We start from the raw sequence: 24,131 nt of genomic DNA on the forward strand, positions 1-24,131 counted from the left end.
CCGCCGCGCACTGAACAGGTCAGGCATGCGTTCCCTGCCACCGCCCCACGTTCAAAGGCCCATCGCCGAGGCGATGGAGCCGCGCGTGCTGTACTCGGCCGACATCGCGCCCGCGGCTTTCCTGCCGGCGGCGGGCACCAGCGATGGCAGCCACCAACGCCTGGTCGACCAAACCGCGACCGCTTCGAACCTCCAAGCCACGCCCGGCACCGAGATCGTCTTCATCGATGCCCGCGTGCCCGACCAGGCCACCCTGCTGGCCGACCTGAACGAACAAGCCCGGCAAGGCCGCCCGATCGAAGTCGTGCTGATCGACGCGAACGAGGACGGCATCGCGCGCATCACGCAGACCCTGGCCGACCGCACCGGCATCTCGGCCGTGCATTTGATCTCGCACGGCAGCAGCGGCTCGGTGCAACTGGGCAGCACCACGCTTGACGAACAGGCCCTGGCCACGCGCGCGCAAGACGTGGCCACCTGGGGCCAGGCCCTCACCCAGGACGCTGACCTGCTGATCTATGGTTGCGACGTCGGCGCCCAGGCCGGTGGCCAGGCCCTGGTGCAAGGCCTCGCGGCATTGACCGGCGCCGACGTGGCCGCCAGCGATGACCTGACCGGCTCCGTTTTGCAAGGCGGCGACTGGCAGCTCGAAGTGCACAGCGGCCACATCGAGGCCTTGCTGGCACCCAGCGCTCAAGCACGCGGCACCTTCAGTGGCGTGCTGGCGGCCGTGCCCCTCGGCAAGGCCGACGCGGTGTGGGCCACCTCCGGCGACAGCACCCCGCAGTACGCCCAGTACGACGGCACCACCTACACCAACGGCGCCGGCACGGCCACCACGGGCCAATGGACGTTGGTGGACACCGCCTCGTCACCGAAGCGGGACGAAATCATCGCGGTCGGCGTGACCACCAGCGGCGCCATCACCGGCGAGGTGATCAAGGACGGCACCAGCACCTTGATTCCCTTGACCCTGGGCAGTGGCCAGCCCAGCAACCGCCAGGGCTTCGGCATCGCCTACGAGCAGACCAGCGGCGACGCCATGCTGGTCTGGAACGACGGCACCAACCTCCAGTACAGCCTCTACAACGGCAGCACCTGGACCGCCGCCGCCACCATCGCGGGCTACACCGGTGCCGCGCCCCAGCACATGCAGTTGGTGGTGCAGCCGGGTGGCGACGGCATGGCCCTGGTGGTCAGCGATGCCAACGCCGATGACCACGCGCTGATCTGGAATGGCAACAGCTGGGGCCACGCCATCACGCTGGACACCTCGGGCACCACCGCTGCCGACCAGACCGCCATCGCCGTGGCTTTCGAAGCGAAGAGCGGCCACGCCCTGGTCGCCTATGGCAAGGCCTCGGACGCGAATGTCTACTTCCGCGTCTTCGATGGCAGCGCCTGGGGCGCCGAATCGGCCGCCGGCAACTACCTCGAAGCCGCCACGCCGCAATGGCTGAGGCTGGCCTCCGACCCCACCAGCGACCGCATCGCCATGGGACTGACCAGCAGCTCCGGCACGCAGACCATCACCTCCTTCGCCGTGTGGAACCAGGCCGGCTCGCAAAGCTGGGGCAACCGCACCGTCACCACCGCCCAGAACACCACCACCAACGCGCCCACGGTGGCGGTGGCCTACGAAAGCAAGAGCGGCGACCTGCTGGCCGTGTACGGCAGCACCAGCGCCAACACCGTCAACTACAAGACCCTGGGCAGTTCTGGCGTGTGGTCGGCCACCTTGACCGGGCCCAATGCCAACGGCATCGTCGGCGCGCTGCGCCTGAACAGCGATCCCACCACCAACAACATCATGCTGGGGATGCAGACCACGGCGGGCCGCTTGTCCTTCTCGGACTGGAGCGGCAGCGCGTGGCAAAGCACGCCCGTGGTGGCCACCACCAACACCGGCAGCTCGCTCACACCGGCGTTCTCGTGGACGTTCAAGGGGCACATCGCGGGCAACACCACCAACACCCTGTGGCTGGGCTCCAACCAGGGCAATGCCGACGCGTGGGATGGCGTCAACTCGGTCACCGGCACCGAGGTGCTCGCGCTGGAGAACCCCGATGCCCACTACGGATCGGGCAACACAGATGGCACGTTCTCGCACGTGCTGGACATGTCGGCCTTTGGCGCCACGGGGCTGAACGACATTGCCTGGGTCTCGCGCGACGTGGTGCTCTCCAGCGGCCTGACCGTGCACCGGGGCGATGTGCTGTTCTCGGTGCCGAGCAACAACACCACGCTCACCAGCGTCAACAGCCTGACGGCCTCCCGCAGCGATGTCCTGCTGTTCAGCCCCACGGTGGCGGGCGACTATTCATCCGGCACGTTCACCAAGGTCTTCACGGTCAACACCAGTCTGCTGGGCGCCCTGGGCACGGTTCTGGGCGCGGGCGCCAGCGTTCGCGGGCTGGCCTTGGTCGAACAGACCATCACCATCGGCTCGGTCAGTGGTGTCACGCTGACCGCCGGCACCATCCTGTTCTCGTACGGCAATGGCAACACCAGCGCCAACGACATCCTGCGCTACAAGCTGGGCGACCTGACGGTCTCGACGCTCATCGAAGGAGACGACATCAACCTGGACAGCTCGATCACCGGCCTGGAAGTGGCCTCCACCACCGCCAAGCTGGGCAATGATTTCACGCTGTACCCGGGCGCCCTGTTGATCAGCCTGGCGCAGGCCGACACGCAGGTGGCCAACAACTACGCCAATGTGGCGGCCACCGATGTCATCGGCCTGACCGTGGTCCGCCCCACCGGCAGCAACACCGCCATCGCCGTGGCCACCACGGTGGTGCAGGGCAGCAGCGTGGGCATCACCTCGGGGTCCATCGACAGCCTGGCCTTGACCTTGGACGCCGCCCCTGTCATCGACAGCAATGGCGGCGGCGGCACCGCCGTGGTCACCGTCAACGAGAACACCACGGCCATCACCACGGTCAGCGCGCAAGACATCGACCCTTATGCCACCTTGACCTACAGCATCAGCGGTGGCGCCGACGCTGCTCAGTTCACGATCGACAGCCGCACCGGCGCCTTGCGCTTCACCGGCGCCCCAGACCACGAGAACGCGAAAGACAGCGACAAGAACAACAGCTACGTGGTGACCGTGACCGCCAGCGACGGCACCTTGCAGGACAGCCAGACCCTCACGGTCAACGTGCTCAACGTCAACGAAGCCCCCGTCATTGTCAGCGGCGGCGGCGGCAGCACCGCCAACCTGGTCGTCCTGGACAACGCTCCCGTGGCCACCACCGTGCATGCCACCGACCAGGATCAGGTCGACACCCTGAACTACGTCATCACCGGCGGCCTGGACAGCACCTTGTTCACCCTCAACAGCGCCACGGGTGAGCTCATGTTCAACCCCGCCGTGACCGCCCAAACCCCGCAAGACTCGGACGGCGACAACGTCTACCAGGTCGTGGTGCGGGTGCTCGATGCACAGGGCGCCTGGGACGAGCAGACCCTGAACATCCAGGTCACCGCCTCCAACTTCGCACCGGTCATCAACAGCAATGGCGGCCCGCTGGACGCCACCCTGGTGGTCAACGAGTTCCACACCGAGGTGACCACCGTGCAGGCCACCGACGACCAGACGGCCAGCTCGCAACTCACCTACGGCATCTCGGGCGGGGCTGACCAGGCCCTGTTCAGCATCGACGCGCAGACGGGCCAGCTGCGCTTCACGGCGCCGCCCGACACCCAAGCGCCCGGCGACGTGGGCGGCATCAACCGCTACGAGGTGCAGGTCAGCGCCTCGGATGGCCAGTTGACCAGCTACCAGACCCTGACCATCGACATCCAGCCCTATGCGCGACCGGTCAACAACCTGCCCGCCACCCTCTCGGCCACCGAAGACGCCGCCAGCGCCCTGCCGGGCCTGAGTGTCACCGACCCCGATGCGGGCAGCGCGCCCATCACCGTCACACTGCAAGTTCAGCACGGCACCCTGAGCGTGAGCGACCAGGTGTCCTCGGGCCTGGGCAATGCCGGCATCCAGTACAGCGCGGACCACCGCACCGTGATCCTCACGGGCAGCGTCAGCGCCATCAACACCACGCTGGCCGATGGCCTGGGCCTGGTCTACCTGTCGGACGCGGACTTCGCGGGCCAGGACACCCTGACCATGACCACCCAGGATGGCGTGAACACCGGCACTGCACCGCCGTTGACCGCAAGCAGCAGCCGCACGGTCGATGTGTCGGCCGTGAACGATGCGCCCACCGCCGTCATTGGCCAAAGCGTCTACGACACCGCCGAGCAGACCGACATGGACCTGCACAACACCGGCCTGCGCGTGAGCGATGTGGACGCGGCCACCAGCAGCGTCCCCGTCCGGCTGAGCACGCTGGGCGGCCTGATCAGCGTCGATGCCGGGACCACCGGCGTGGCCGTGACCAATTCGGGCACGAACAGCGTCATCCTGTTGGGCACCGTCGACCAGATCAACGAACTGCTGGACGGCCTCAATGGTGGCACCGTGGTCTACCGCCACCCCAGCAACACCCCACCCGCCACCGACACGCTGACCCTGACCATCAACGACCTGGGCCACACCGGCACGGGCGGCAACCTGATCGGCTCGTCCTCCGTCACCATCAACCTCACCGCCGTCAATGACGCGCCCGTGGCCGCGAACGACAGCGCCTCGGTCGGCGAGGATGGCGTGCTCAATGGCGGCACCGTCCTGGCCAATGACGTGGACGCCGACAGCACCGGCCTCACGGCAACCCTGGTGACGAACGTCGCACACGGCACCCTGGCCTTCAACAGCGACGGCACCTACACCTACACCCCCGATGCCAATTTCAACGGCACCGACAGCTTCACCTACCAGGCCTCGGATGGCGCGGACGCGTCCAATGTGGCCACCGTCACCATCGCCGTCACCGCGGCCAACGATGCCCCCGTGGCAGTGGACGACAACGCCACGGTCAACGAGGGCGCCGTGCTCAATGGCGGCACGGTGCTGGCCAACGACACGGACATCGACAGCGGCGCCCTCACCACCGTGCTGGTGCAAGGCCCGGCACACGGAAGCCTGACGCTGAACGCCAACGGCACCTACTCCTACACACCCACCGCTCACTTCAACGGCACCGACACCTTCACCTACAAGGTGTCCGATGGCTCGGCCAACTCCAACGTGGCCACGGTCACCGTCACCGTCAACGCCGTCAATGACGCACCGATGGCGGGCGATGACAGCGCCTCGGTCGACGAGGACACGGTGCTCCATGGCAGCACGGTGCTGGTCAACGACACGGACGCCGACAGCGGCGCCCTCACGGCGGTGCTGGTGCAAGGCCCCGCGCATGGCAGCTTGGCGCTCAACAGCGACGGCACCTACACCTACACGCCCACCGCCCAGTTCAACGGCACCGACACCTTCACTTACCAAGCCTCGGATGGCTCGGCCACGTCCAATGTGGCCACGGTCACCATCGTCGTCAACGCCATCAACGATGCCCCCTCGGCCACCGGCGACAGCGCCTCGGTCGATGAAGACACCACGCTCACTGGCGGCTCGGTGCTGGCCAACGACACGGACATCGACAGCGGCACCCTCACCGCCGTGCTGGTGCAGGGCCCGACCAGCGGTAGCCTGACCTTCAATGGCGACGGCACCTACAGCTACACGCCCCATGCCAATTTCAACGGCAGCGACACGTTCACCTACCGGGCGTCCGATGGCTCGGCGGACTCCAGCGTGGCCACGGTCACCATCACCGTCACCCCGGTCAACGATGCGCCCGTCATCGGCGGCAACGCCCTGAACATCAACCAGGGGGCCACGGCCGAGCCCATCTTGCTGGTCACCGATGTGGACAACGGCAACGCGGACCTGCTCATCAGCGCCAGCGGCATCGTCGGCGGCCATTTCGCCAACGTGGGCACGGGCAACACCGTCACCCAGTTCACCATGGCGGACGTGGCCACGCACCAGATCGTGTTCGTCCATGACGACAGCGCCCAGGCGCCCACCTATGTGCTGTCCGCCAGTGATGGCCAGGCCAGCACAGCCGCATCGACGGTGCAGACCAGCTTCGCACTCACCCCACCGCCCCCACCCATCATTGCCGCGCCCGCTCCGCCGCCGCCACCTCCGCCCCCTCCACCGCCCCCACCCGAGAGCGACAGCAAGGATGACAAGGCCGAGGAAGCCCCGGTCACGGGAGCCGGTGCCCTGGCCGGTGCCGCCAGCGGGCAGAACGCCGCGCCCGCCATGAGCCTGTCTTTCCAGGTGGACGTCAACAGCGTTGTGCAGGCCAACAGCCCCATCGTGGTCGCCCCCCCTGTGAATCACTACGGCGTGGACCTGAACAACCGCGTCATCACCGCCAGCGGCATCGCCACGGCCGGTGAGGACACCTTCCGCTACTCCTGGCTCAAGGCCTTGAACACCACCATCAGCGACACCCAGAACCTGCGCAACAGCCTGGAGGCCCTGCGCGAACAACTGCAGAACGACGGCCTGGAGCGCCGCCACCTCGTGGCCTCGTCCATCGCCGTGTCCACCGGCCTGTCGGTGGGCTATGTGATCTGGCTGGTGCGCGGCGGCGCCCTCATCGGCTCCATGCTGTCGGCCATGCCTGCCTGGCAGATGATCGACCCACTGCCCGTGCTTTCACGGGGCCGTGGCGGACGCCAGCTCGATGCTGGCGTCGAAGACGATGCCTCGATCGAAAACATCTTCGACGACGATGACGGTTCCCCGCCACCCCCACGGCCCGCGCCACCACCGACCATGCCCACGCCGCCCAACCTCGGGGAGGGCACGCCATGATCATGAAACGCCTGGGCACGCGCTACTACCTCGCCATGGGCCTGTCATCGCTGCTGGTGACGATCGCCTTGGCCGCCACCTACCTCGGCCTGATCCCCGACCGCGAGTCGCTGATCCGCCAGCACCGTGCCGTGCTGTCCGAGACCCTGGCCACCAGTGCCTCGGTGCTGCTCAATGAAGACGAGACCAGCACGCTCGAACAAGCCCTGCAGATGGCCATGGAGCGCGAGCCTTCGCTGCTGTCCATCGGACTGCGCCGCACCGATCAAAGCACGCTGCTGGCCCTGGGCCCGCACGACGGCTGGCAGCCGACGTCCAGCGAGCAGTCCACCGATGCGCAGGTGCAGGTCCCCATCTGGCACGACGGCGAACGCTGGGGCCAACTGGAACTGCGCTACTCGCCACTGCGCCACGAAGGCTGGCTGGGCTACCTCGACGACCCGTCGCTGCGCCTGAGCGCCTTCCTGTTCGTCACCAGCTTCATCGCCTTCTCGCTTTACCTGGGGCGCATGCTCAAGCACCTCGACCCTTCGCAGGCCATCCCGGCGCGGGTGCGCTCGGCGCTCGACACCCTCACCGAAGGCCTGATGGTGCTCGACGCCCACGGCCAGACCGTGCTGGCCAACCAGTCGCTGGCCACCATCATGGGCGTGGAGCCCGACGCCCTGCTCGGCAAGCCCGCCTCCAGCCTGCCCTGGACCGACCGCGAAGGCCAGCCGCTGGTCACGCCCTTGCTGCCCTGGCAACAGGCCCTCGATGAAAAGCAGACCCGCCGCGACGTGTTCATGTACCTGAGCACCGCACGCGGCCAGCGCTACACCTTCCGCGTCAACTGCTCGCCCATCCTGGCCGCCGACAAGCCACAGGGCGTGCTCATCAGCTTCCAGGACATCACCGAGCTCGAAGAAAAGGAAGTGGCCCTGCAGGCCGCCAAGGAAGAAGCCGACAGCGCCAACCGCGCCAAGAGCGACTTCCTGGCCAACATGAGCCACGAGATCCGCACCCCGATGAACGCCATCCTCGGCTTCACCGAACTGCTGCGCCGCCGCGCCCCGACGCCCGGCAACGCCGACGAACAGCGCCGCCACCTGGAGACCATCCACTCCAGCGGCCAGCAGTTGCTGGGCCTCATCAACGACATCCTCGATTTGTCCAAGGTCGAATCCGGCCGGCTGGAACTGGAGCGCGTGCACTTCGCGCCGCACAAGGTCGTCAGCGACGTGGTGCGCGTGCTCGAGGTCAAGGCGCACGAGAAAAAGCTGCAACTGCGCATCGACCTGCCGGAACCCCTGCCCGCCACCATCGAGGGCGACCCGGGCCGCCTGCGCCAGGTCATCACCAACCTCATCGGCAACGCGCTCAAGTTCACGGCGCAGGGCGAGGTCACCGTCAGCCTGCGCATGGACAAGGCCGCCCGCCCGCCGCGCTACCTCATCGACGTCGCCGACACCGGCGTGGGCATCCCCTTCAACAAGCTCGAATCCGTGTTCGAGCCCTTCGTGCAGGCCGAGACCTCGACCACGCGCCAGTTCGGCGGCACCGGCCTGGGCCTGACCATCAGCCGCCGCTTCGCCCGCGCCATGGGTGGCGACATCACCATCACCAGCGAGCTGGGCAAGGGCAGCACCTTCCACATCAGCATCGACCCGGGTTCGATCAAGGGCATCGACTTGCTCAGTCCGAACGAGCTGCGTCTCCAAGCCGCCGAGCTGGCCGTGCAGGCCACCACGCACTGGCGCTTCCCGCCGCGCCGCATCCTGGTGGTCGACGACGGCGCCGAGAACCGCGAACTGGTGCGCCTGGTGCTGGAAGAAACCGGCCTGGTCGTGGCCGAGGCCGTCAATGGCCAGGAGGCCGTGGACATGGTCACCGACAGCGGCTTCGACCTGGTGCTGATGGACATGCAAATGCCCGTGATGGACGGGGTGACCGCCACCCGCCTGCTGCGCCAACGCGGCGTGCAGACCCCCATCCTGGCCCTGACCGCCAACGCCATGAAGGGCTTCGAACAGGAGATCAACCAGACCGGCTTCAGCGGCTTCCACACCAAGCCTCTGAACATCGGCACCCTGCTGACCGACCTGGCGCAGCGGCTGGGGGGCGAGTGCATCTCGCCGGAAGAAGTCCTCAAGCTGCAAGGCAAAGCGGCCGACAACACAGAACGCGCTCCGGTGAACGAACCTGGAGGCACCAGCCCCTTGGTCTCCCGACTCTCACAACATCCCAAATTGCGAAAAGTGGTGGTCCGGTTCATGGACGAGTTTCCCGGCAAGTTGACCCTGATGAAGCAATCCTTGGATCACAAAGACTTGCCCGCCCTGGCTCAACACGCCCACTGGCTCAAAGGCGCCGGTGGCAGCGTGGGCTTCGACGCGTACTTCGAACCCGCTCGCCACCTCGAAGCCGCTTGCCTGGTGGACGACGCCGTGCAGGCCGGCCACTGGCTGCAGCACATTGAGGAGCTGAGCCACCGCATGGTGCTGGACGCCCCCGAGGGAGCCCCCGCATGAGCGGCAGCAACCTCATGACCATGACCACGCCCTGGGACGGCGCACTGGTCATGATGGTGGACGACGAGTCCATGATGACCGACGTCATCCAGACGCACCTGGAAGACGCCGGCTACACCCGCTTCGTGGCCTGCAACGACCCGCGCGAGGCCGTGCAGCTGATCCGCCAGCACCAGCCCGATGTGCTGCTGCTCGACCTGATGATGCCCGAGGTGTCCGGCTTCGACATCCTGCAGGCCGTGCGCGCCGACGAGCTCCTCCAATACACCCCGGTCATCGTGCTGACCGCCGCCAGCGACCCGGCGACCAAGCTGCGCGCTTTGGAATTGGGCGCGACCGAATTCCTGTCCAAGCCGGTCGATTCGAGCGAACTTGTTCTGCGGGTGCGCAACACCCTGGCGTTCAAGCGCTACCAGGACCGCCTGGCCAACGTCGACCTGGTCACCGGCTTGCCCAACCGCGAGCGCTTCACGCGCCGCCTGGACGAGACCCTGCAACACGCCCTGCCCGACCAGGCCATGATCGGCCTGCTGCACCTGGACTGCGAGCAGTTCCGCCAGACCCGCGAAACCCTGGGCCCGCGCGCCGCCGACACCCTGCTGCAGAAGGTCGCCCAGTGCCTGATCAACACCGTGGTGCCGCCGCAGGAGCGTGAAGAAGCCGCCCTGAACCCCGAATCACTCGGCCTGGCCCGTGTCGACAGCCAGGACTTTGCCCTCATCCTGCCCGAACTGGCCCAGGCCGAAGACGCCGCCACCCTGGCCAAGGACGTGATCCAGGCCCTGACCGCCGCCCCTTTCCAGATCGACGGCCACGACATCTTCCTGGTGCCACGCCTGGGCATCGCCCTGGCCCCCAGCGACGGGCAGACCGCCAATGGCCTGCTCAAGAGCGCCGACCTGGCCTGCTCCAAGGTCAAAAGCCATGGCAAGAGCGGCTATGAATTCTTCTCGGCCGAACTGACGGCCCGCTCCATCGAGCGCCTGACCCTGACCAACCAGCTGCGCGTCGGCATCCAGCGCCATGAATTGCGCCTGCACTACCAGCCCAAGGTCTGCATGCGCACCGGCCGCATCCTGGGCGCCGAAGCCCTGGTGCGCTGGCAGCACCCTGACCACGGTTTGCTGTTCCCCGGCCGCTTCGTGCCTTTGGCCGAAGAAACCGGCCTGATCGTCGAGATCGGCGACTGGGTCACGCAGGAAGCCTGCCGCCAAATGGCGCAGTGGAAGCAGCAGGGCATGCGCGACCTGAAAGTGTCGATCAATGTGGCCAAGCCGCAGTTCGACAACGGCCACTTCTTCCAGTACCTGCAGAAGGTGCTGGCCCAGACGCAACTGCCGCCCGAATGGCTGATGGTCGAGGTGACCGAAAGCATGCTGGTGAGCGACGTGTCCTGGGCCTTGAAGCAGATGAACGATCTGCAGGGCCTGGGCGTGCGCCTGTCGATCGACGACTTCGGCACGGGTTACTCATCGCTGAGCTACCTCAAGAAGTTCCCCGCCGACGAACTCAAGATCGACCGCTCCTTCATCATCGACTTGCCCGGCCAGAACAAGGACCAGGCCATCGTGCAGACGGTGGTGTCGCTGGGCCACAGCCTGGGCATGCAGGTGGTGGCCGAAGGCGTGGAAGAAGAAGACCAGTTGCGCGTGTTGCAGCGCATGGGCTGCGACGTGCTGCAGGGCTTTTTGTTCAGCAAGGCCGTGCCACCGCAGGCCTTCGAGGCCCTGGTGCTGGGCTCATCGGCCCAGGCCTTGATCAAGCCGGCGGAAACCGCCAGCGTCTGATCAACCGACCTCGCACACCTTCAGCATGTTCGTGCCACCCGGGTAGCCCATGGGCTCGCCGCAGGTGATGGCGTAGGTGTCGCCCGGCTTGAGCACGCCGCTTTCCACCAGCAATGATTCAGCCTGCTTCAAGGCCTCGTCGCGGTCGGTGTGGCTGCGGATCAGCAGGGGCCGCACATTGCGGTACAGCGCCATCTTGCGTTGCGAGATCGGCTGCGCCGTCATGCCGAAGATCGGCACGTGGATCTTGTGACGGCTCATCCACAGCGCGGTCGAGCCTGACTCGGTCAAGGCGATGATGGCCTTGCAACCCAGATGGTAAGCCGTGAACAGCGCGCCCATGGCGATCGACTGGTCGATGCGGCCGAACTTCTTGTTGGTGAAATCCGCGTCGAGCGTCACGTCCTCGGCCGCCTCGGCCGCCATCGCGATGGCCGACATCTGCTGCACGGTCTCGACGGGGTATTTGCCGGCGGCGGTCTCGGCGCTCAGCATCACGGCATCGGTGCCGTCCAGCACCGCGTTGGCCACGTCGGACACCTCGGCGCGCGTGGGCACCGGGTTCACGATCATCGACTCCATCATTTGCGTGGCGGTGATGACCACTTTGTCCATCTCGCGGGCCAGCTTGATCATGCGTTTCTGCAGCGCGGGCACGGCGGCATTGCCCACCTCGACGGCCAGGTCGCCACGCGCCACCATGATCCCGTCGGAGGCCTTCAGGATGCTTTCCAGGTTGGGGATGGCCTCGGTGCGCTCGATCTTGGCGATCAGGGCCGGGCGGTGCTTCCAGGGTTCGCCGGCCACGTTGCACAACTGGCGGGCCATCTCCATGTCGGTCGAATTCTTGGGGAAGGACACGGCGATGTAGTCGCACTGGAAACTCGCGGCCGTCTTGATGTCTTCCATGTCCTTGGCCGTCAGGGCCGGCGCGGTCAGGCCGCCGCCCTGCTTGTTGATGCCCTTGTTGTTGGACAGCTCGCCACCGATGGTCACGATGGTGTTGACGGCCTCGCCCTTGACCGATTCCACGGTCAGCACGATCAGGCCATCGTTCAGCAGCAGGATGTCGCCAGCGCGCACGTCGCGCGGCAGTTCCTTGTAGTCCAGGCCCACGCCGTGCAGGTCGCCCGGCTCGGCGCGGCTGGCGTCCAGCACGAAGGGCTGGCCGTTTTCCAGCATCACGCTGCCGTTGGCGAATTTGCCGACCCGGATCTTCGGCCCCTGCAGGTCGGCCATGATGGCCACGACCTTGCCCACCTTCTTGGCCACCTCGCGCACCAGCGTCGCGCGGTCGATGTGGTCCTGGGCCTTGCCGTGCGAGAAATTCAGGCGCACCACGTCGACCCCCGCGCGCAGCATGCGCTCCAACACCTCGGGGGACGAGGAAGCAGGACCCAGGGTGGCGACGATCTTGGTGGCACGTGGCATGGTGTGTTCGGCTCTGCATCGAGAGCGGCTGTTGTCTCGCAAACAGTGTCCCACCAAACCGCCTGGTGAAACGCCCGAATTGGGGCGGCAAGACCCTCGCTTGTCGCGCCTTCTCCCGAGACATTACACTGAGCCGCATGCCTTGCCCGGTGGCGTAATGCCTACAGTCTGAGGCCCGTTCAGCCGACATGCCAAGGAGTCGCTCTGCCTTTGCCTGTCCATTGATGTAGAAGTTAGACCCCGCCATGAGCCAGCCCACCATCGTTTTCTCGCACGCCAACAGCTTCCCGGCCAGCACCTACCGGGCCCTGTTCGATGCCTGGCGCGACGCCGGCTACGCGGTCCACGCCATCGAGAAATACGGTCACGACCCGCGTTACCCGGTCAGCGCCGACTGGCCGCACCTCGTGCACCAGCTCAAGGACTTCATCGACGAGGCGGTGGGCCACCCGGTGTACCTGGTAGGGCATTCGCTGGGCGGCTACCTGAGCCTGATGCTGGCGAGCCGCCACCCCGAACTGGCCCAAGGCGTGGTGGTGCTCGACTCGCCCCTGCTGGAAGGCTGGCGTGCGCTGGGACTCAAGCTGGTCAAGGCCCTGGGCGTGGTGGACCGCGTCATGCCCTCCGGCGTGGCCGCCCAGCGCTGCCACGAATGGCCCAGCCTGGAGGCCGTGCGCGAGCATTTCATCGCCAAACCCAAGTTCGCCGCCTTCCACCCCGGCGTGTTCGACGCCTATGTGCAGCACGGAACCGAGCACCACCCCGCCGTCTCCCGCCGCCTGAGCTTCAAGCGCGAGATCGAATCGCGCATCTACCAGAGCATGCCGATCAACCTGGTGCGGGAGTTCAGGCAGCGGCCGCCCGCCTGCCCCCTGGCCTTCATCGGCGGGACGCGTTCCAAGGAACTCAAGGCCGTCAAGCTGGCCGGCACGCGCCGGATCGTGGGATCGGCCAACATGTCGTGGATCGCCGGCTCGCACCTGTATCCTTTCGAACAACCGCAAGCCACCGTGGCCGAAGTGCTGCGCTGGCTGACCCACTTCCAGAACCCGCCCATCCCGGACATCGCGACCCGATGACCTCCCCCAGCCCGGCCGAAACACCGATCCCCTTCGTCACCGTGACCAACTGGGTGCGCGCGGCGAACCTGTGCGGCATCGACATCGGCCGCATCTTCCAGGAAGAAGGCATCGACACCAGCAACCTGCACCCCGAGACCGCCGTCATCCTGCGCGTCACCATGCAGCGCGTCATGCAACGCTGCGTCGAAGAGACCCACGCCGTCGACCGTGGCCAGTATTTCCCCATCGTGCTGGGCGAAACCTTCGCGTTCGAGTACATGTCGGACGTGGAGACCTTCATCACCACCAGCCCCACGCTGCGCGAAGCCGCGCGCTCGCTGGAGTGGATTCCTCCGCTGCTCAACCCCTACATGCAGTTCACGCTGGCCGAGCACGGCGACGAGGCGCGCATGGCGGTGTCCTTCAACCACCCCGAGGCCACGGCCGCCAACACCCGGCATTTCACCGAAGGCGTGTTCGCCAGCCTGCACAAGTTCACGCGCATGTTGCTGGGCGGCCAGCAGCTGTTCGGCCGCATCACGTTCCAGCATCCACGCGACCAGGACAGCGTGGCCTGCGAAGCTTTTTTCCAATCACCGGTCGCGTATTCGGAACCGGTCAGCGCCATGTGGTTCGACCGCGCCCTGCTCGATTTGCCCCTGCGCGGCGGTTTTCCCCTGCTGCACGAACAAGCCGCGCAACGCGTCGTTCAGAAGGTGGCCGAGCGCGCCGAACAGCAGCAACACGATGCCGCACCCGACACCAGCGGCCACACCCTGGTCGACCAGATCGAGCGCGCCCTGGCGCACAAGCCCCGCCTGTTGGGCCTGGGCCTGGAAGCCCTGGCCGAAGAGCTGAACGTGCACGCCCGCACCCTGCAACGCCGTCTGCGCGACCTGGGGGAAAGCCATTCCGGCATCCTGGGCAGGGTGCGTTATCGTCTCTCCCGCGAGTGGCTGCAAGACCCGACCCAGTCCATCGAGGACATCAGCGATCGCCTGGGGTTTTCAGACCGGCGCAGTTTCACCCAGGCCTTCACCCGCTGGTCGGGCACCACGCCCAGCCAGTACCGGCGCGATTCGGCACCCGCCCCTTAATGGTTTTCCCGAGGGTGAAGATGTCGCGAAATTTACCTTGCTGTCGTTGCACACCATAGCCCCCTCGCCACCGACTGCCTACAGTTCACCCATCGGACAGCCTGTGCCTTGGGCGCACTCCACCCGAGGAGACGACACATGAACAACAGCAAAATGACCCCGCCCCCCATCATCCCGCGTGAAAAGCTGGATTTCGGCCTGGACGGCGACATCCCCCAGTACTGGATGAATGGCGACCCGTTCAAGACCCGGTTTTTCGACGCGATGTCGACGCTCTTCCCCGTGGGCGAGCGCTTCTTCATCACCTGCGTGCGCGACTTCAAGGACCGCACCACCGACCCGCGCATGCTGCAGGACATCAAGGACTTCACGCGCCAGGAAGGTCAGCACGGCATCGTCCACACGCGCTACAACGATCGCCTGAAGGCCCAGGGCATCGCGGTCGACGCCATCCTGGCCGGCCAGGAAAAGCGCCTTTTTGGCATCATCCGCAAATACACCTCCCGCGAATTCACGCTGGGCATCACGGCCGCCGCCGAGCACATCACCGCCATCATGGCCGACTGCTTCGTTGAGCGCCCCGAGATCTTCGAAGGCGCCGACGACCGCATCCGAGCCCTGTATGTCTGGCACGCGATGGAAGAGATGGAGCACAAGGCCGTCGCCTACGACGTGCTGCAGGACGTCGCCAAGAGCAGCTATGGCAACCGCATCCGCTCGATGCTGCTGGTGACCATGCTCTTTCCCTTCCACGTGTTCCGCATCATGAAGCACATGCTTGAAGTCGACGGCTTCAGCCGCTGGCAGCGCACCAAGATCTGGGCCAAGGGCCTGTGGTGGCTGTACAAGCCGGGCGGCCTGTTCGCGCCCATGGCGGGCAAGTACTTCAGCTACCTCAAGCCCGGCTTCCATCCCTGGCAAGACCCGGTCGTGCCCAGCTACGACAACTGGCTGAAGCTGCTCAAGGAAACCGGCGACCCGGTCCTGGCTGGCAACCGCCTGCACGGCGCGCAGGTCTGGTCCCACGCTTGAAGGAGCCCGCCATGATGCACAAGCCCAACGACATCGTCCCGCGCGAAAAGCTCGACTTCGGCCTGGAAGGCGACATCCCCCAATACTGGTTTGGCGGCGACCCTTTCAAGACGCGCTTCTTCGACGCCATGTCGACCATCTTCCCGGAAGGCGAACGCTTCTTCATCAGCTGCGTGCGCGACTTCCGAGACCAGGTGAGCGACCCCGTGCTGCGTGAGGAGATCAAGCACTTCATCCGCCAGGAAGGCCAGCACGGCATCGTGCACAGCCAGTACAACGAGCGCCTCAAGAAGCAAGGCATCGACGTGGACATGCTGGAAGGCATCCAGCGCGGCCTGATCGAGTGGATGCGCCGCAACCTGCCCAAGAAGCACACCTTGGCCAGCACCGCCGCCGCCGAGCACATGACGTCGATCATGGCGCACAGCTTCTTCTCGCGCAAAGACGTCATGGCCGCCGCGGACCCGCGCATGCGCGCCATGTACGCCTGGCACGCCATGGAAGAGATCGAGCACAAATCGGTCGCTTTCGACGTGATGCAGAAGGTGGCCAAGGTCTGGTACCCGCGCCGCGTCCTCGCCATGGTCGAAGTCACCTTGGGCTTCACCATCAACGCCATGCTGAGCACGCGCTACATGCTCAAGGTCGATGGCTTCAGCCGCTGGCAACGCACCAAGCTGTGGGCACAGGGCCTGTGGTGGCTGTACAAGCCGGGCACGGGGCTGTTCATGTCGATGTTCGCCATGTACATGCATTACTACAAGCCTGGCTTCCACCCCTGGCAGCATGGCCAGATGGACAGCTACCAGCTCTGGCTGAACACCTTCAACGAAACGGGCGACCCCATCATCGCCGGCGAGGTGCTGCACGCGGCCGCGGCCTAGGGACTTGTCCTGAGAGGCCCGCCTTGGGCCTCAAGTTCGCCGGCACAGCGGCCGAAAATAGCCGCATGACCGCCCTCCGCTCCGCCGACACCCCCCAGGACACGACCGCCCAGCGCGATGGTGTCCCCATCGTGCCGCGCGAGCACCTGGACTTCGGCCTGGCATCCCAGGACATCCCCCGCCACTGGTTCGGCGGCGATCCGTTCAAGACCCGCTTCTTCGACGCCATGTCCACGCTCTTCCCCGAGGGCGAGCGCTTTTTCATCACCTGCGTGCGCGATTTCCGCGGGCAGGTCACCGATGCCGCACAGCTGCAGGCCATCCAGGATTTCACCCGCCAGGAAGCCCAGCATGGCCAGGTGCACAAGGCTTTCAACCAGCGGCTGGCTGCGCAAGGCATCAAGGTCGACCGCATCCTGGACAACCAGCGGCGCTTTTTGTTCGACACCGCGCGCACGCGCCTGTCGCGCCGGCAGACCCTGGCGCTGACCGCCGCCTCCGAGCACCTCACCGCCATCATGGCGCAGTGCTGGTTCGAGCGCCGCGACCTCTTCATGGACGCCGACCCGCGCGTGCGCGCCATGTACGTGTGGCATGCCGTCGAGGAGGTCGAGCACAAGGGCGTGGCCTACGACGTGATGCAAGAAGTGGCCCGCGTGGGCTACGTCGGCCGCGTGCTGGCCCTGCTGCAGGTCAGCATCCACTTCCCGCTCTTCGTGTTCCAGATCATGGGCCACATGTTCAAGGTCGATGGCTTCAACCGCCGGCAGCGCGCCAGGCTGTGGGCCAAAGGCCTGTGGTGGCTCTACGGACCCGGCGGCATGATGACCGACGTCGTCCGGCCCTACCTGGCTTGGTACAAGCCCGGCTTCCACCCTTGGGATTCGGGCATGCTGCCCCACTACCCCGTGTGGGCCGACGCCCTCAAGCGCACTGGTGATGTCATCGCAGCCAGTGACGCCCTGACGCCGCCCACCCGCCGCTGACTGGCGCGCTCAGATCAGGGCAATGGCAGCTCGCGCTCCATGCGCGCAGCATCGGGGCCATTGAAGTTCTGTTGCAAGTATTGCCGGATCCGGATCAGGCGCTGGCCCTCGTCCAGCGAGGCATCCTGCGTCAGGTGCGTCCATTCCAGCCGGGCCTTGTCGGCGCGCGCCCGCCAGTCATCCCGACTGGCCGATGAGGCGGCCGAGGCCACGCCCGCCGACGACGGCGCGCTGGCCAGCACGCTGTCCATCGTTTGAGGTGCGACCGGGCGGGCCGCCACCAGGTTGGCGATGCGCCGCTGAAACGCCGCCTCGTCGTCGCCAAAGAAGGCCTCGGCCCACTCGGCCCCCAGCAACTGGCGCCGCACCTGGTGCTGCTCGTTCAGGGTGGCCTGCCAGCCTTTCGGCTCCGTGGCATTGAAAGGGTGTTGCCAATCGTTGTTCTGCAGGCGCGCGTAACGGTCCCAGATGGCCAGCACCTGGGCGGCATTGGCCTGTCCCAGGTCCGCCTCGGCGTCCTGCTCGATGGTGGCCCGCACCTCCACCATCGTCACCCCCTTGCCCAAAGGCAGGTAGCTGTCGAAGCGATCGCGCAAGGCGCGGGTGGGGGTCAGTTTGCCGCCGATCACCGACCAGGCCTTGGGCGACCAACCGCCCGCGGGCCGGACCGCCGATCCCTTGACGACCGGTGGCGTCGCATCAAGCCCCGGCGAGGCCGACGACGGCGCGGTCACCTTCGCCGCGTCCACCCCCGGGGCCTGCGCCTGCTCGTACCACCAGATCAAGCCAGCGGCAATCGCCAGGACCAGCAGCGTGCGCTTGACCATGGCCGATCAGCCCGCCGCGCGCTTTTGCAGGATCTCGAAGGCCGGCAGGGTCTTGCCTTCCAGCACTTCCAGGAAAGCACCGCCGCCAGTCGAGATGTAGCCCACATCCTTCTCGATGCCGTACTTGGCGATCGCGGCCAGGGTGTCGCCACCGCCAGCGATGCTGAAGGCGGGCGATTCGGCGATCGCCTTGGCAATCGTCTTGGTGCCGTTTTCGAAGGCTTCGAACTCGAACACACCCACGGGGCCGTTCCACACGATGGTGCCAGCGGCCTTGAGCTTGGCGGCCAGCGTGGCGGCGGTCTTGGGGCCGATGTCCAGGATCATGTCGTCGTCGGCGACGTCGGCCGCGGCCTTGACCGTGGCGGGCGCGTCGGCGGCGAAGGTCTTGGCCACCACCACATCCTCGGGGATCGGCACTTCGGCGCCACGCACCTTCATCGATTCGATCACGGCGGTGGCGGCGGGCACCAGGTCACGCTCGACCAAGGACTTGCCCACGTTCAAACCCGCGGCCAGCATGAAGGTGTTGGCGATGCCGCCCCCCACGATCAGCCCGTCCACGTTCTTGGACAGCGCCTCCAGGATCGTCAGCTTGCTCGACACCTTCGAGCCCGCCACGATCGCCACCAGCGGGCGCTTGGGCGCGGCCAGGGCCTTGTTCAGCGCGTCGATCTCGGCCGACAGCAGCGGGCCGGCGCAAGCCACCTTGGCGTACTGGGCGATGCCGTAGGTCGTGCCCTCGGCGCGGTGCGCAGTGCCAAAGGCGTCGTTCACGAAGATGTCGCACAGCGCGGCCATCTTGCGGCCCAGCTCCTCGCTGTTCTTTTTCTCGCCCTTGTTCAGGCGGCAGTTCTCCAGCAGCACCACGTCGCCGTGCGCCACGGTCACGCCGTCCACCCAGTTCGACACCAGCTTGACTTCGCGGCCCAGCAGCTCGCCCAGCCGCTTGGCCACGGGGGCCAGCGAATCGGCCATCTTGAACTCGCCCTCGGTGGGACGGCCCAGGTGCGAGGTCACCATCACGGCGGCGCCGGCCTTCAGGGCCAGCTCGATGGCCGGCACCGAGGCGCGCACGCGCGTGTCTTCGGTGATGTTGCCGGCATCGTCCTGCGGCACGTTCAGGTCGGCGCGGATGAACACGCGCTGGCCAGCCACCTTGCCCTGGGCCACGAGGTCTTCGAATCGGAGGATGTTCATGATGGTGATCGTGAAAATTGGATGAAAAACGAAACGGGAGCTGGGCCTGATTGTAGAGAGCCTGGCGCCCCCTGAACCCGGGGGTCAATCCGCGAGTTTGCATTGTCATCAGGGCGTCACCGCCGGGCGCGATCGTAACGAGGTTGTTTCATTTCCCCCGGTTGTCACACCATGCGTCACACCTCCCTCTTGCTGGCACTCCTGGCCGCGTCCTGCGGTCTCGCCGGCACCTCCTCCTGGGCCCACGGCAGCGCCGCCTCCTACCCGGCCCCCGCCGCCATCGCCGTCAAGGGCAGCCTGAGCGCACCGCCCGCAGGCGTCACCGACCTCAAGTTCCGCGAGATGTTCAAGCTGCCCATCGGCCCCAAAGGCCTGGAGCTCGGCGACAAGATGACTTCGCTGGCCGGCCAGAAGGTGCGCATGGTGGGTTACATGGTCGCGCAGGACGCGGCCACGCCCGGCCAGTTCATCCTCTCGCCCTTGCCCGTGGAAGTGGGCGACGAAGACGAAAGCCTGTCCGACGACCTGCCCGCGTCCTCCGTCTTCGTGCATGCCGCCCCAGGCGCCGCGCAACGCGACATCCCGCACCTGCGCGGCCTGATCAGCGTGATCGGCACCTTGCGCGTCGGTGCCCGCGATGAAGCTGGTGGCCGCGTGTCGTCCTTCCAACTGGAGCTGGATGACAACACCTCCAAGCTCTTCACCGACGCCGTGCCGGGTGCCCGCACCACCTTGGCCGAACAGGCCCGCTGACCCATCCGCCCCTCCTTTTTCTTTCCCCAAGCCTTATCCGGAGAATGTCCATGTCCCGCACCCGCTTTCAACGCAGCGCCCTGACCCTGGCCCTGACGACGGCACTCGCCGCCTTGGCCGCCCCCGCTTTCGCCGCCCCCACCATCTCGCGCTTGACGCCTCCCAGCAATGCCCTCGGCCAAACCGTCAACACCCTGGCCCGCTTCCTGCCCGGCCAGCGTTTCGACCTGCAGGCCACGGTCCGCCCTGAAGCCGGCAAGTCCATCACCAAGGTGCAGTTCCTGGTCGATGGCAACAGCGTTGCCACCCTCAACGCGGCCGCCCCCGTGACCAGTGCCGCCACCTCGGTGTTCTCTGGCAAGACCAGCCTGGTGCCGGCCAGCGCCATCACCGCCGCCGCCCCCGGCTCTGTGGCCGCCTCCGTGCGGGCCTACAGCAACGCCACCGCCGGCGTCCACACCCTGACCGCCATTGCCACGCAAAGCGACGGCACGACCACCACCTCCACCGGCAACTTCGAAGTCATCGGCATCACCGCCCAAGGCCGTCCCGCCAAGAACATCGTCATCTTCCTGGGCGACGGCATGGGCGCGGCGCACCGCACGGCCGGCCGCATCCTGGCCAAGGGCTACGCGCAAGGCAAGGCCAAGGGCCTGCTCGCCATGGACACCTTCCCGTTCACCGGCATGGTCATGACCGCCTCGCTCGATTCCATCGTGACCGACTCGGCCCCAGGCATGGCCAACTACGTCACGGGCAACAAGGCCAACAACAACCAGGAAGGTGTCTTCCCCGACGACACCACCGACACCTTCGACAACCCCCGCATCGAATACCTGTCGGAATTCCTGCACCGCACGCAAGGCAAGTCGCTGGGCGTCGTCACCACCTCCGACGTGTTCGATGCCACGCCGGCCGCCAATGCCGTGCACACCTCCAACCGCGGCAACGGCACCGGCATCGTCGACCAGTTCTTCGACGACCGCGCCCAGACCGGCCTGACCGTGCTGATGGGGGGTGGTCGCAAGTGGTTCCTGCCCAACGCCGGCAACAGCACCAGCCCACAGCCCGCCAATGGCTCGCAACGCCGCACTTCCAGCGACTACGTTTTGCCAAGTGACATCGTCACCGGTTGGAGCGCAGCACCTGGCGCCCTCGACGCTGGCCGCGACCTGATCGCCGATTTCCAAGGCGCCGGCTTCACCTACGCCGCCACCAAGACCGACCTGGACAACGCCGGCACGCCCGACAAGCTCCTGGGCCTGTTCTCCTACTCGAACATGAACGTCTCGTTCGACAAGATCAACGGCCGCCGCGGCACCTCGAGCGTGGTCAACGACTACGGCTTCCCCGACCAGCCCATGCTCGACGAAATGGCCGACAAGGCCCTGAACGTGCTCAAGAAGAACCCCAATGGCTTCGTGCTGATGGTCGAAGGCGCGTCCATCGACAAACAGGCTCACCTGATGGACACCGACCGCTGGATGCTGGAAGTGCTGGAGTTCGACCGCGCCATTCAAAAGGCCAAGGACTTCGCCATCGCCAATCCCGACACCCTGGTCATCGTCACGGCCGACCACGAGTGCTCGGGCGCGGCGCTGATCGGCGCCTCGCTGCTGACCAACGCCGCCTTGCAAGCCAAGGCCTCCGGCAGCCACACCACGGCCGACCAGCGCGACGCCGTGGTCGGCAACTATGAAGCCGCCAAGTTCCCGTCCTACGCCATCCAGGCCGACGGCTACCCAGCCACCACCGACATCGACAACAAGCTGCTGGTGGGATACGGCGCCAACGCCGACCGCTACGAAACCTGGCTGGCCACCGCCCAGCCCACCCAGGATTCACAACAGCCCTTCGTTGGAGCCTCGCCTTTGAACACTTACCCCGCCAATCCCAACGTGCGCAACAGCGACACCGGCGTGTTCATCACCGGCCAGGTGGCCGGCCAGCAAGCCGTGCACACCGCCACCGACATCCCCCTGTCGGCCTTCGGCCGCGGCAGCTCGCTGTTCACCGGTGTGATGGACAACACCGACGTGTTCTTCAAGCTGGGCCAGGCGGCCATCGGCGGCGTCAAGTGATTGACCTGACCGCCACGCTTCACTGACCTGATGCCACCGCGAAGGCTCCTGCATGGAGCCTTCGCCATCCAAGGATTTTCACCCATGCACACATTGAACACTGCGCTGCGCGCCACCCTGGCCGCCACCGCGATCGCGCTGGCCAGCGCCTCCGCTCACGCTGTCGGCATCGACACCACCCTCAGCTTCGACGCCGTCGCCTCCGGCACCGACGCCAACCTGGCCATCGGCAGCGCCAGCAGCCTGGTCCGCTTCGACAACGCCAAGCTCTTCGATGACCTCGATGTGAATGGCGACCCGATCCCCGGCCAGACCCACTGGGGCATCGACACCGACTACACCGAGGCCGTCACCGTCGCCAACCCGATCGACTTCGGGCGGAACCTGGCCCCCAGCGGCATCAACGCATTGAACACCGCCTACGGCCCCGTGCTGATGAGCTTCAGCACGCCGCTGACCTTGAGCAGCTTCTCCTTCACGCTGGAGAACACCACCTACGGCATGCCCTCGGCCGACATCCTTTTCCTGGACGCCATGGGCCACGTCGTGCAGACCTTCAGTTTCCAGCAAGACCTGTCGGGCGCCCATTTCCAGGTCGACGACATCGCCGCCGACATCAGCGCCATCGTCCTGCCTTCCGGCAAGTTCGTGGACGACGTGCACGTGGCGACCAGCGCGGTTCCAGAGCCCTCCAGCGTGGCCCTCGCCGTGTTGGGCCTGGTCACCATCGGTGCGATCGGTCTCCGCCGTCGCGCCTGATCCCCTGCCCGCTGATCTCGGGCAAGAACCGCCCGCGATCAGCCACCCAGGTTCATCATGGGGCCTCGAGCCTCGGGCGAGGACCTCACCAGCCCAGCCCCAGCTTCAAGGCCAGCAAGACCACCATCCCACTCAGGATGGTCCCCAGCATGTCGCGCCGCCACCAAGCCCACCCCACGGCCACCGCGGTCGCGAAGAACCGCGCATCACGCCAATCATGCGGCCAATGCCCCTGAGTCAACAGCACTTCCGGAAAAACGACGGCACTCAAGGCCGCCAAGGGCGCATAGCGCAAGCCGCGCTCCAACCAGGCGGGCAAGCGCCAGGGCTGCTCACTCAAAAAGAAGAACGAACGGCTGAAGGCAGAGATCACCACCAATCCCAAGGCGGCCAGCACCATTTCTCCCTCGCTCATCGGAATCGCAGGCAAGGCCATGGTTCAGTGGTCTCCTGACGCGCTGTCCGCGGGCTCGGGGCTGCCTTGCCGCGAAGCCGACATCTGGTCCAACAGCAAACCGCAGGCCACCGCCGAAGCCACCGCCACCACGATGTTGAGCCGAAACGGCAAGGCAAAGGCGGCCACTGCCGCCGTGCCCGCCAAGCCCGCGCTCAAGGCCGTCCTGCGGTCATTCGTCAGCGACACCAGCAAGCCCACCAAGGCCAAGGTCCCGGCAAAACCCAGGCCCCATTGCGTCGGGATCGCGCTGGCAAACATCACGCCCGCCAACGACGCCACGTTCCAGGTCAGCCAGTTCACCGAAAAAAGGCCTGCAAAGTACGCCAACGGCCCCGGATGCTCGGGCCCCGCTGGGGGTGCGGTCCCATGCCTTTGCATCATCATCACGTAGGTCATGTCGGCCGTCACATAGCCTGCCAGCAGGCGCCAGCGCAGCGGCAAACTCATCATGTGCACGCGCATTTGCGCGC

16 protein-coding genes are annotated in these 24,131 nt (G+C 66.4%); 11 read left to right on the plus strand and 5 right to left on the minus strand.

Going from position 1 to position 24,131, the window contains the following annotated elements:
• Positions 1 to 25: 25 nt before the first annotated feature.
• The 3 genes from ACREB4_RS16925 to ACREB4_RS16935 are packed head-to-tail and all read left to right on the plus strand — an operon-like array spanning position 26 to position 11,093.
• A complete protein-coding gene (locus ACREB4_RS16925) occupies positions 26 to 6,796 on the plus strand; it encodes a tandem-95 repeat protein (protein WP_431589411.1) in 6,771 nt (2,256 codons plus the stop codon).
• Entirely contained in the window at positions 6,793 to 9,306 is a 2,514-nt protein-coding gene (locus tag ACREB4_RS16930) for an ATP-binding protein (RefSeq protein ID WP_431589412.1), read from the plus strand. Before ACREB4_RS16925 ends, ACREB4_RS16930 begins: the two co-directional genes overlap by 4 nt.
• Complete coding sequence (locus ACREB4_RS16935) at positions 9,303 to 11,093, plus strand: GGDEF/EAL domain-containing response regulator (protein ID WP_431589413.1); 1,791 nt, start codon at positions 9,303 to 9,305, stop codon at positions 11,091 to 11,093. The genes ACREB4_RS16930 and ACREB4_RS16935 overlap by 4 nt, the downstream gene beginning before the upstream one ends.
• Here the strand turns inward: ACREB4_RS16935 and pyk are convergent, their stop codons facing one another.
• Positions 11,094 to 12,524 (minus strand): pyruvate kinase, encoded by a 1,431-nt coding sequence (pyk, locus tag ACREB4_RS16940; protein ID WP_431589414.1) that lies wholly within the window; start codon positions 12,522 to 12,524, stop codon positions 11,094 to 11,096.
• A 245-nt stretch (positions 12,525 to 12,769) separates the two neighbouring features.
• On the opposite strand from pyk, the gene ACREB4_RS16945 reads away from it, so the two are divergent.
• From ACREB4_RS16945 to ACREB4_RS16965, 5 genes are all read left to right on the plus strand, one after another.
• A complete protein-coding gene (locus tag ACREB4_RS16945; protein ID WP_431589415.1) occupies positions 12,770 to 13,603 on the plus strand; it encodes an alpha/beta hydrolase in 834 nt (277 codons plus the stop codon).
• Positions 13,600 to 14,682, plus strand: coding sequence for an AraC family transcriptional regulator ligand-binding domain-containing protein (locus tag ACREB4_RS16950; RefSeq protein WP_431589416.1), 1,083 nt, complete (start codon positions 13,600 to 13,602; stop codon positions 14,680 to 14,682). The genes ACREB4_RS16945 and ACREB4_RS16950 overlap by 4 nt, the downstream gene beginning before the upstream one ends.
• 138 nt (positions 14,683 to 14,820) lie before the next feature.
• Positions 14,821 to 15,714 carry a metal-dependent hydrolase gene (locus ACREB4_RS16955; protein WP_431589417.1) on the plus strand — a complete coding sequence of 298 codons (894 nt, stop codon included), beginning with the start codon at positions 14,821 to 14,823 and terminating at the stop codon, positions 15,712 to 15,714.
• Positions 15,715 to 15,725: 11 nt separating this feature from the next.
• Entirely contained in the window at positions 15,726 to 16,598 is an 873-nt protein-coding gene (locus ACREB4_RS16960; protein WP_431589418.1) for a metal-dependent hydrolase, read from the plus strand.
• A gap of 65 nt (positions 16,599 to 16,663) precedes the next feature.
• The gene (locus ACREB4_RS16965) at positions 16,664 to 17,584 is read left to right on the plus strand and encodes a metal-dependent hydrolase (RefSeq protein ID WP_431589419.1); all 921 of its coding nucleotides are present in this window, start codon (positions 16,664 to 16,666) and stop codon (positions 17,582 to 17,584) included.
• A gap of 14 nt (positions 17,585 to 17,598) precedes the next feature.
• Here ACREB4_RS16965 and ACREB4_RS16970 read toward each other — a convergent pair whose 3' ends face one another.
• Together ACREB4_RS16970 and ACREB4_RS16975 are read right to left on the minus strand one after the other, a co-directional pair.
• A complete protein-coding gene (locus ACREB4_RS16970; protein ID WP_431589420.1) occupies positions 17,599 to 18,411 on the minus strand; it encodes a hypothetical protein in 813 nt (270 codons plus the stop codon).
• A 6-nt stretch (positions 18,412 to 18,417) separates the two neighbouring features.
• On the minus strand, positions 18,418 to 19,611 hold the full coding sequence (locus tag ACREB4_RS16975; RefSeq protein ID WP_431589421.1) for a phosphoglycerate kinase: 1,194 nt from the start codon (positions 19,609 to 19,611) through the stop codon (positions 18,418 to 18,420).
• A 171-nt stretch (positions 19,612 to 19,782) separates the two neighbouring features.
• Between ACREB4_RS16975 and ACREB4_RS16980 the strand changes: the two genes are divergently transcribed.
• From ACREB4_RS16980 to ACREB4_RS16990, 3 genes are all read left to right on the plus strand, one after another.
• The gene (locus tag ACREB4_RS16980) at positions 19,783 to 20,364 is read left to right on the plus strand and encodes a hypothetical protein (RefSeq protein ID WP_431589422.1); all 582 of its coding nucleotides are present in this window, start codon (positions 19,783 to 19,785) and stop codon (positions 20,362 to 20,364) included.
• Between the two features lie 50 nt (positions 20,365 to 20,414).
• Positions 20,415 to 22,445, plus strand: a complete 2,031-nt coding sequence (locus ACREB4_RS16985) for an alkaline phosphatase (RefSeq protein ID WP_431589423.1) — start codon at positions 20,415 to 20,417, stop codon at positions 22,443 to 22,445.
• 84 nt (positions 22,446 to 22,529) lie between these two features.
• Positions 22,530 to 23,204, plus strand: a complete 675-nt coding sequence (locus tag ACREB4_RS16990; RefSeq protein WP_431589424.1) for a PEP-CTERM sorting domain-containing protein — start codon at positions 22,530 to 22,532, stop codon at positions 23,202 to 23,204.
• An 85-nt stretch (positions 23,205 to 23,289) separates the two neighbouring features.
• On the opposite strand, the gene ACREB4_RS16995 is transcribed toward ACREB4_RS16990, so the two are convergent.
• Together ACREB4_RS16995 and ACREB4_RS17000 are read right to left on the minus strand one after the other, a co-directional pair.
• On the minus strand, positions 23,290 to 23,640 hold the full coding sequence (locus ACREB4_RS16995; protein WP_431589425.1) for an AzlD domain-containing protein: 351 nt from the start codon (positions 23,638 to 23,640) through the stop codon (positions 23,290 to 23,292).
• A gap of 3 nt (positions 23,641 to 23,643) precedes the next feature.
• On the minus strand, positions 23,644 to 24,131 hold a 488-nt coding region (locus tag ACREB4_RS17000; RefSeq protein ID WP_431589426.1), incomplete at its 5' end, for an AzlC family ABC transporter permease.

Origin of the sequence: Aquabacterium sp., from assembly GCF_050725395.1 — a bacterium.
GTDB lineage: Bacteria > Pseudomonadota > Gammaproteobacteria > Burkholderiales > Burkholderiaceae_C > Aquabacterium.

Excerpts from the sequence above, each read along its gene's own strand:
- ACREB4_RS16985 (WP_431589423.1), top strand. The coding sequence starts at position 20,415 with ATGTCCCGCACCCGCTTTCAACGCAGCGCCCTGACCCTGGCCCTGACG.
- ACREB4_RS16980 (WP_431589422.1), top strand. The coding sequence starts at position 19,783 with ATGCGTCACACCTCCCTCTTGCTGGCACTCCTGGCCGCGTCCTGCGGT.
- ACREB4_RS16935 (WP_431589413.1), top strand. The coding sequence starts at position 9,303 with ATGAGCGGCAGCAACCTCATGACCATGACCACGCCCTGGGACGGCGCA.
- pyk (WP_431589414.1), bottom strand. The coding sequence starts at position 12,524 with ATGCCACGTGCCACCAAGATCGTCGCCACCCTGGGTCCTGCTTCCTCG.
- ACREB4_RS16965 (WP_431589419.1), top strand. The coding sequence starts at position 16,664 with ATGACCGCCCTCCGCTCCGCCGACACCCCCCAGGACACGACCGCCCAG.
- ACREB4_RS16960 (WP_431589418.1), top strand. The coding sequence starts at position 15,726 with ATGATGCACAAGCCCAACGACATCGTCCCGCGCGAAAAGCTCGACTTC.
- ACREB4_RS16955 (WP_431589417.1), top strand. The coding sequence starts at position 14,821 with ATGAACAACAGCAAAATGACCCCGCCCCCCATCATCCCGCGTGAAAAG.
- ACREB4_RS16925 (WP_431589411.1), top strand. The coding sequence starts at position 26 with ATGCGTTCCCTGCCACCGCCCCACGTTCAAAGGCCCATCGCCGAGGCG.
- ACREB4_RS16950 (WP_431589416.1), top strand. The coding sequence starts at position 13,600 with ATGACCTCCCCCAGCCCGGCCGAAACACCGATCCCCTTCGTCACCGTG.
- ACREB4_RS16975 (WP_431589421.1), bottom strand. The coding sequence starts at position 19,611 with ATGAACATCCTCCGATTCGAAGACCTCGTGGCCCAGGGCAAGGTGGCT.
- ACREB4_RS16990 (WP_431589424.1), top strand. The coding sequence starts at position 22,530 with ATGCACACATTGAACACTGCGCTGCGCGCCACCCTGGCCGCCACCGCG.
- ACREB4_RS16995 (WP_431589425.1), bottom strand. The coding sequence starts at position 23,640 with ATGGCCTTGCCTGCGATTCCGATGAGCGAGGGAGAAATGGTGCTGGCC.
- ACREB4_RS16930 (WP_431589412.1), top strand. The coding sequence starts at position 6,793 with ATGATCATGAAACGCCTGGGCACGCGCTACTACCTCGCCATGGGCCTG.
- ACREB4_RS16970 (WP_431589420.1), bottom strand. The coding sequence starts at position 18,411 with ATGGTCAAGCGCACGCTGCTGGTCCTGGCGATTGCCGCTGGCTTGATC.
- ACREB4_RS16945 (WP_431589415.1), top strand. The coding sequence starts at position 12,770 with ATGAGCCAGCCCACCATCGTTTTCTCGCACGCCAACAGCTTCCCGGCC.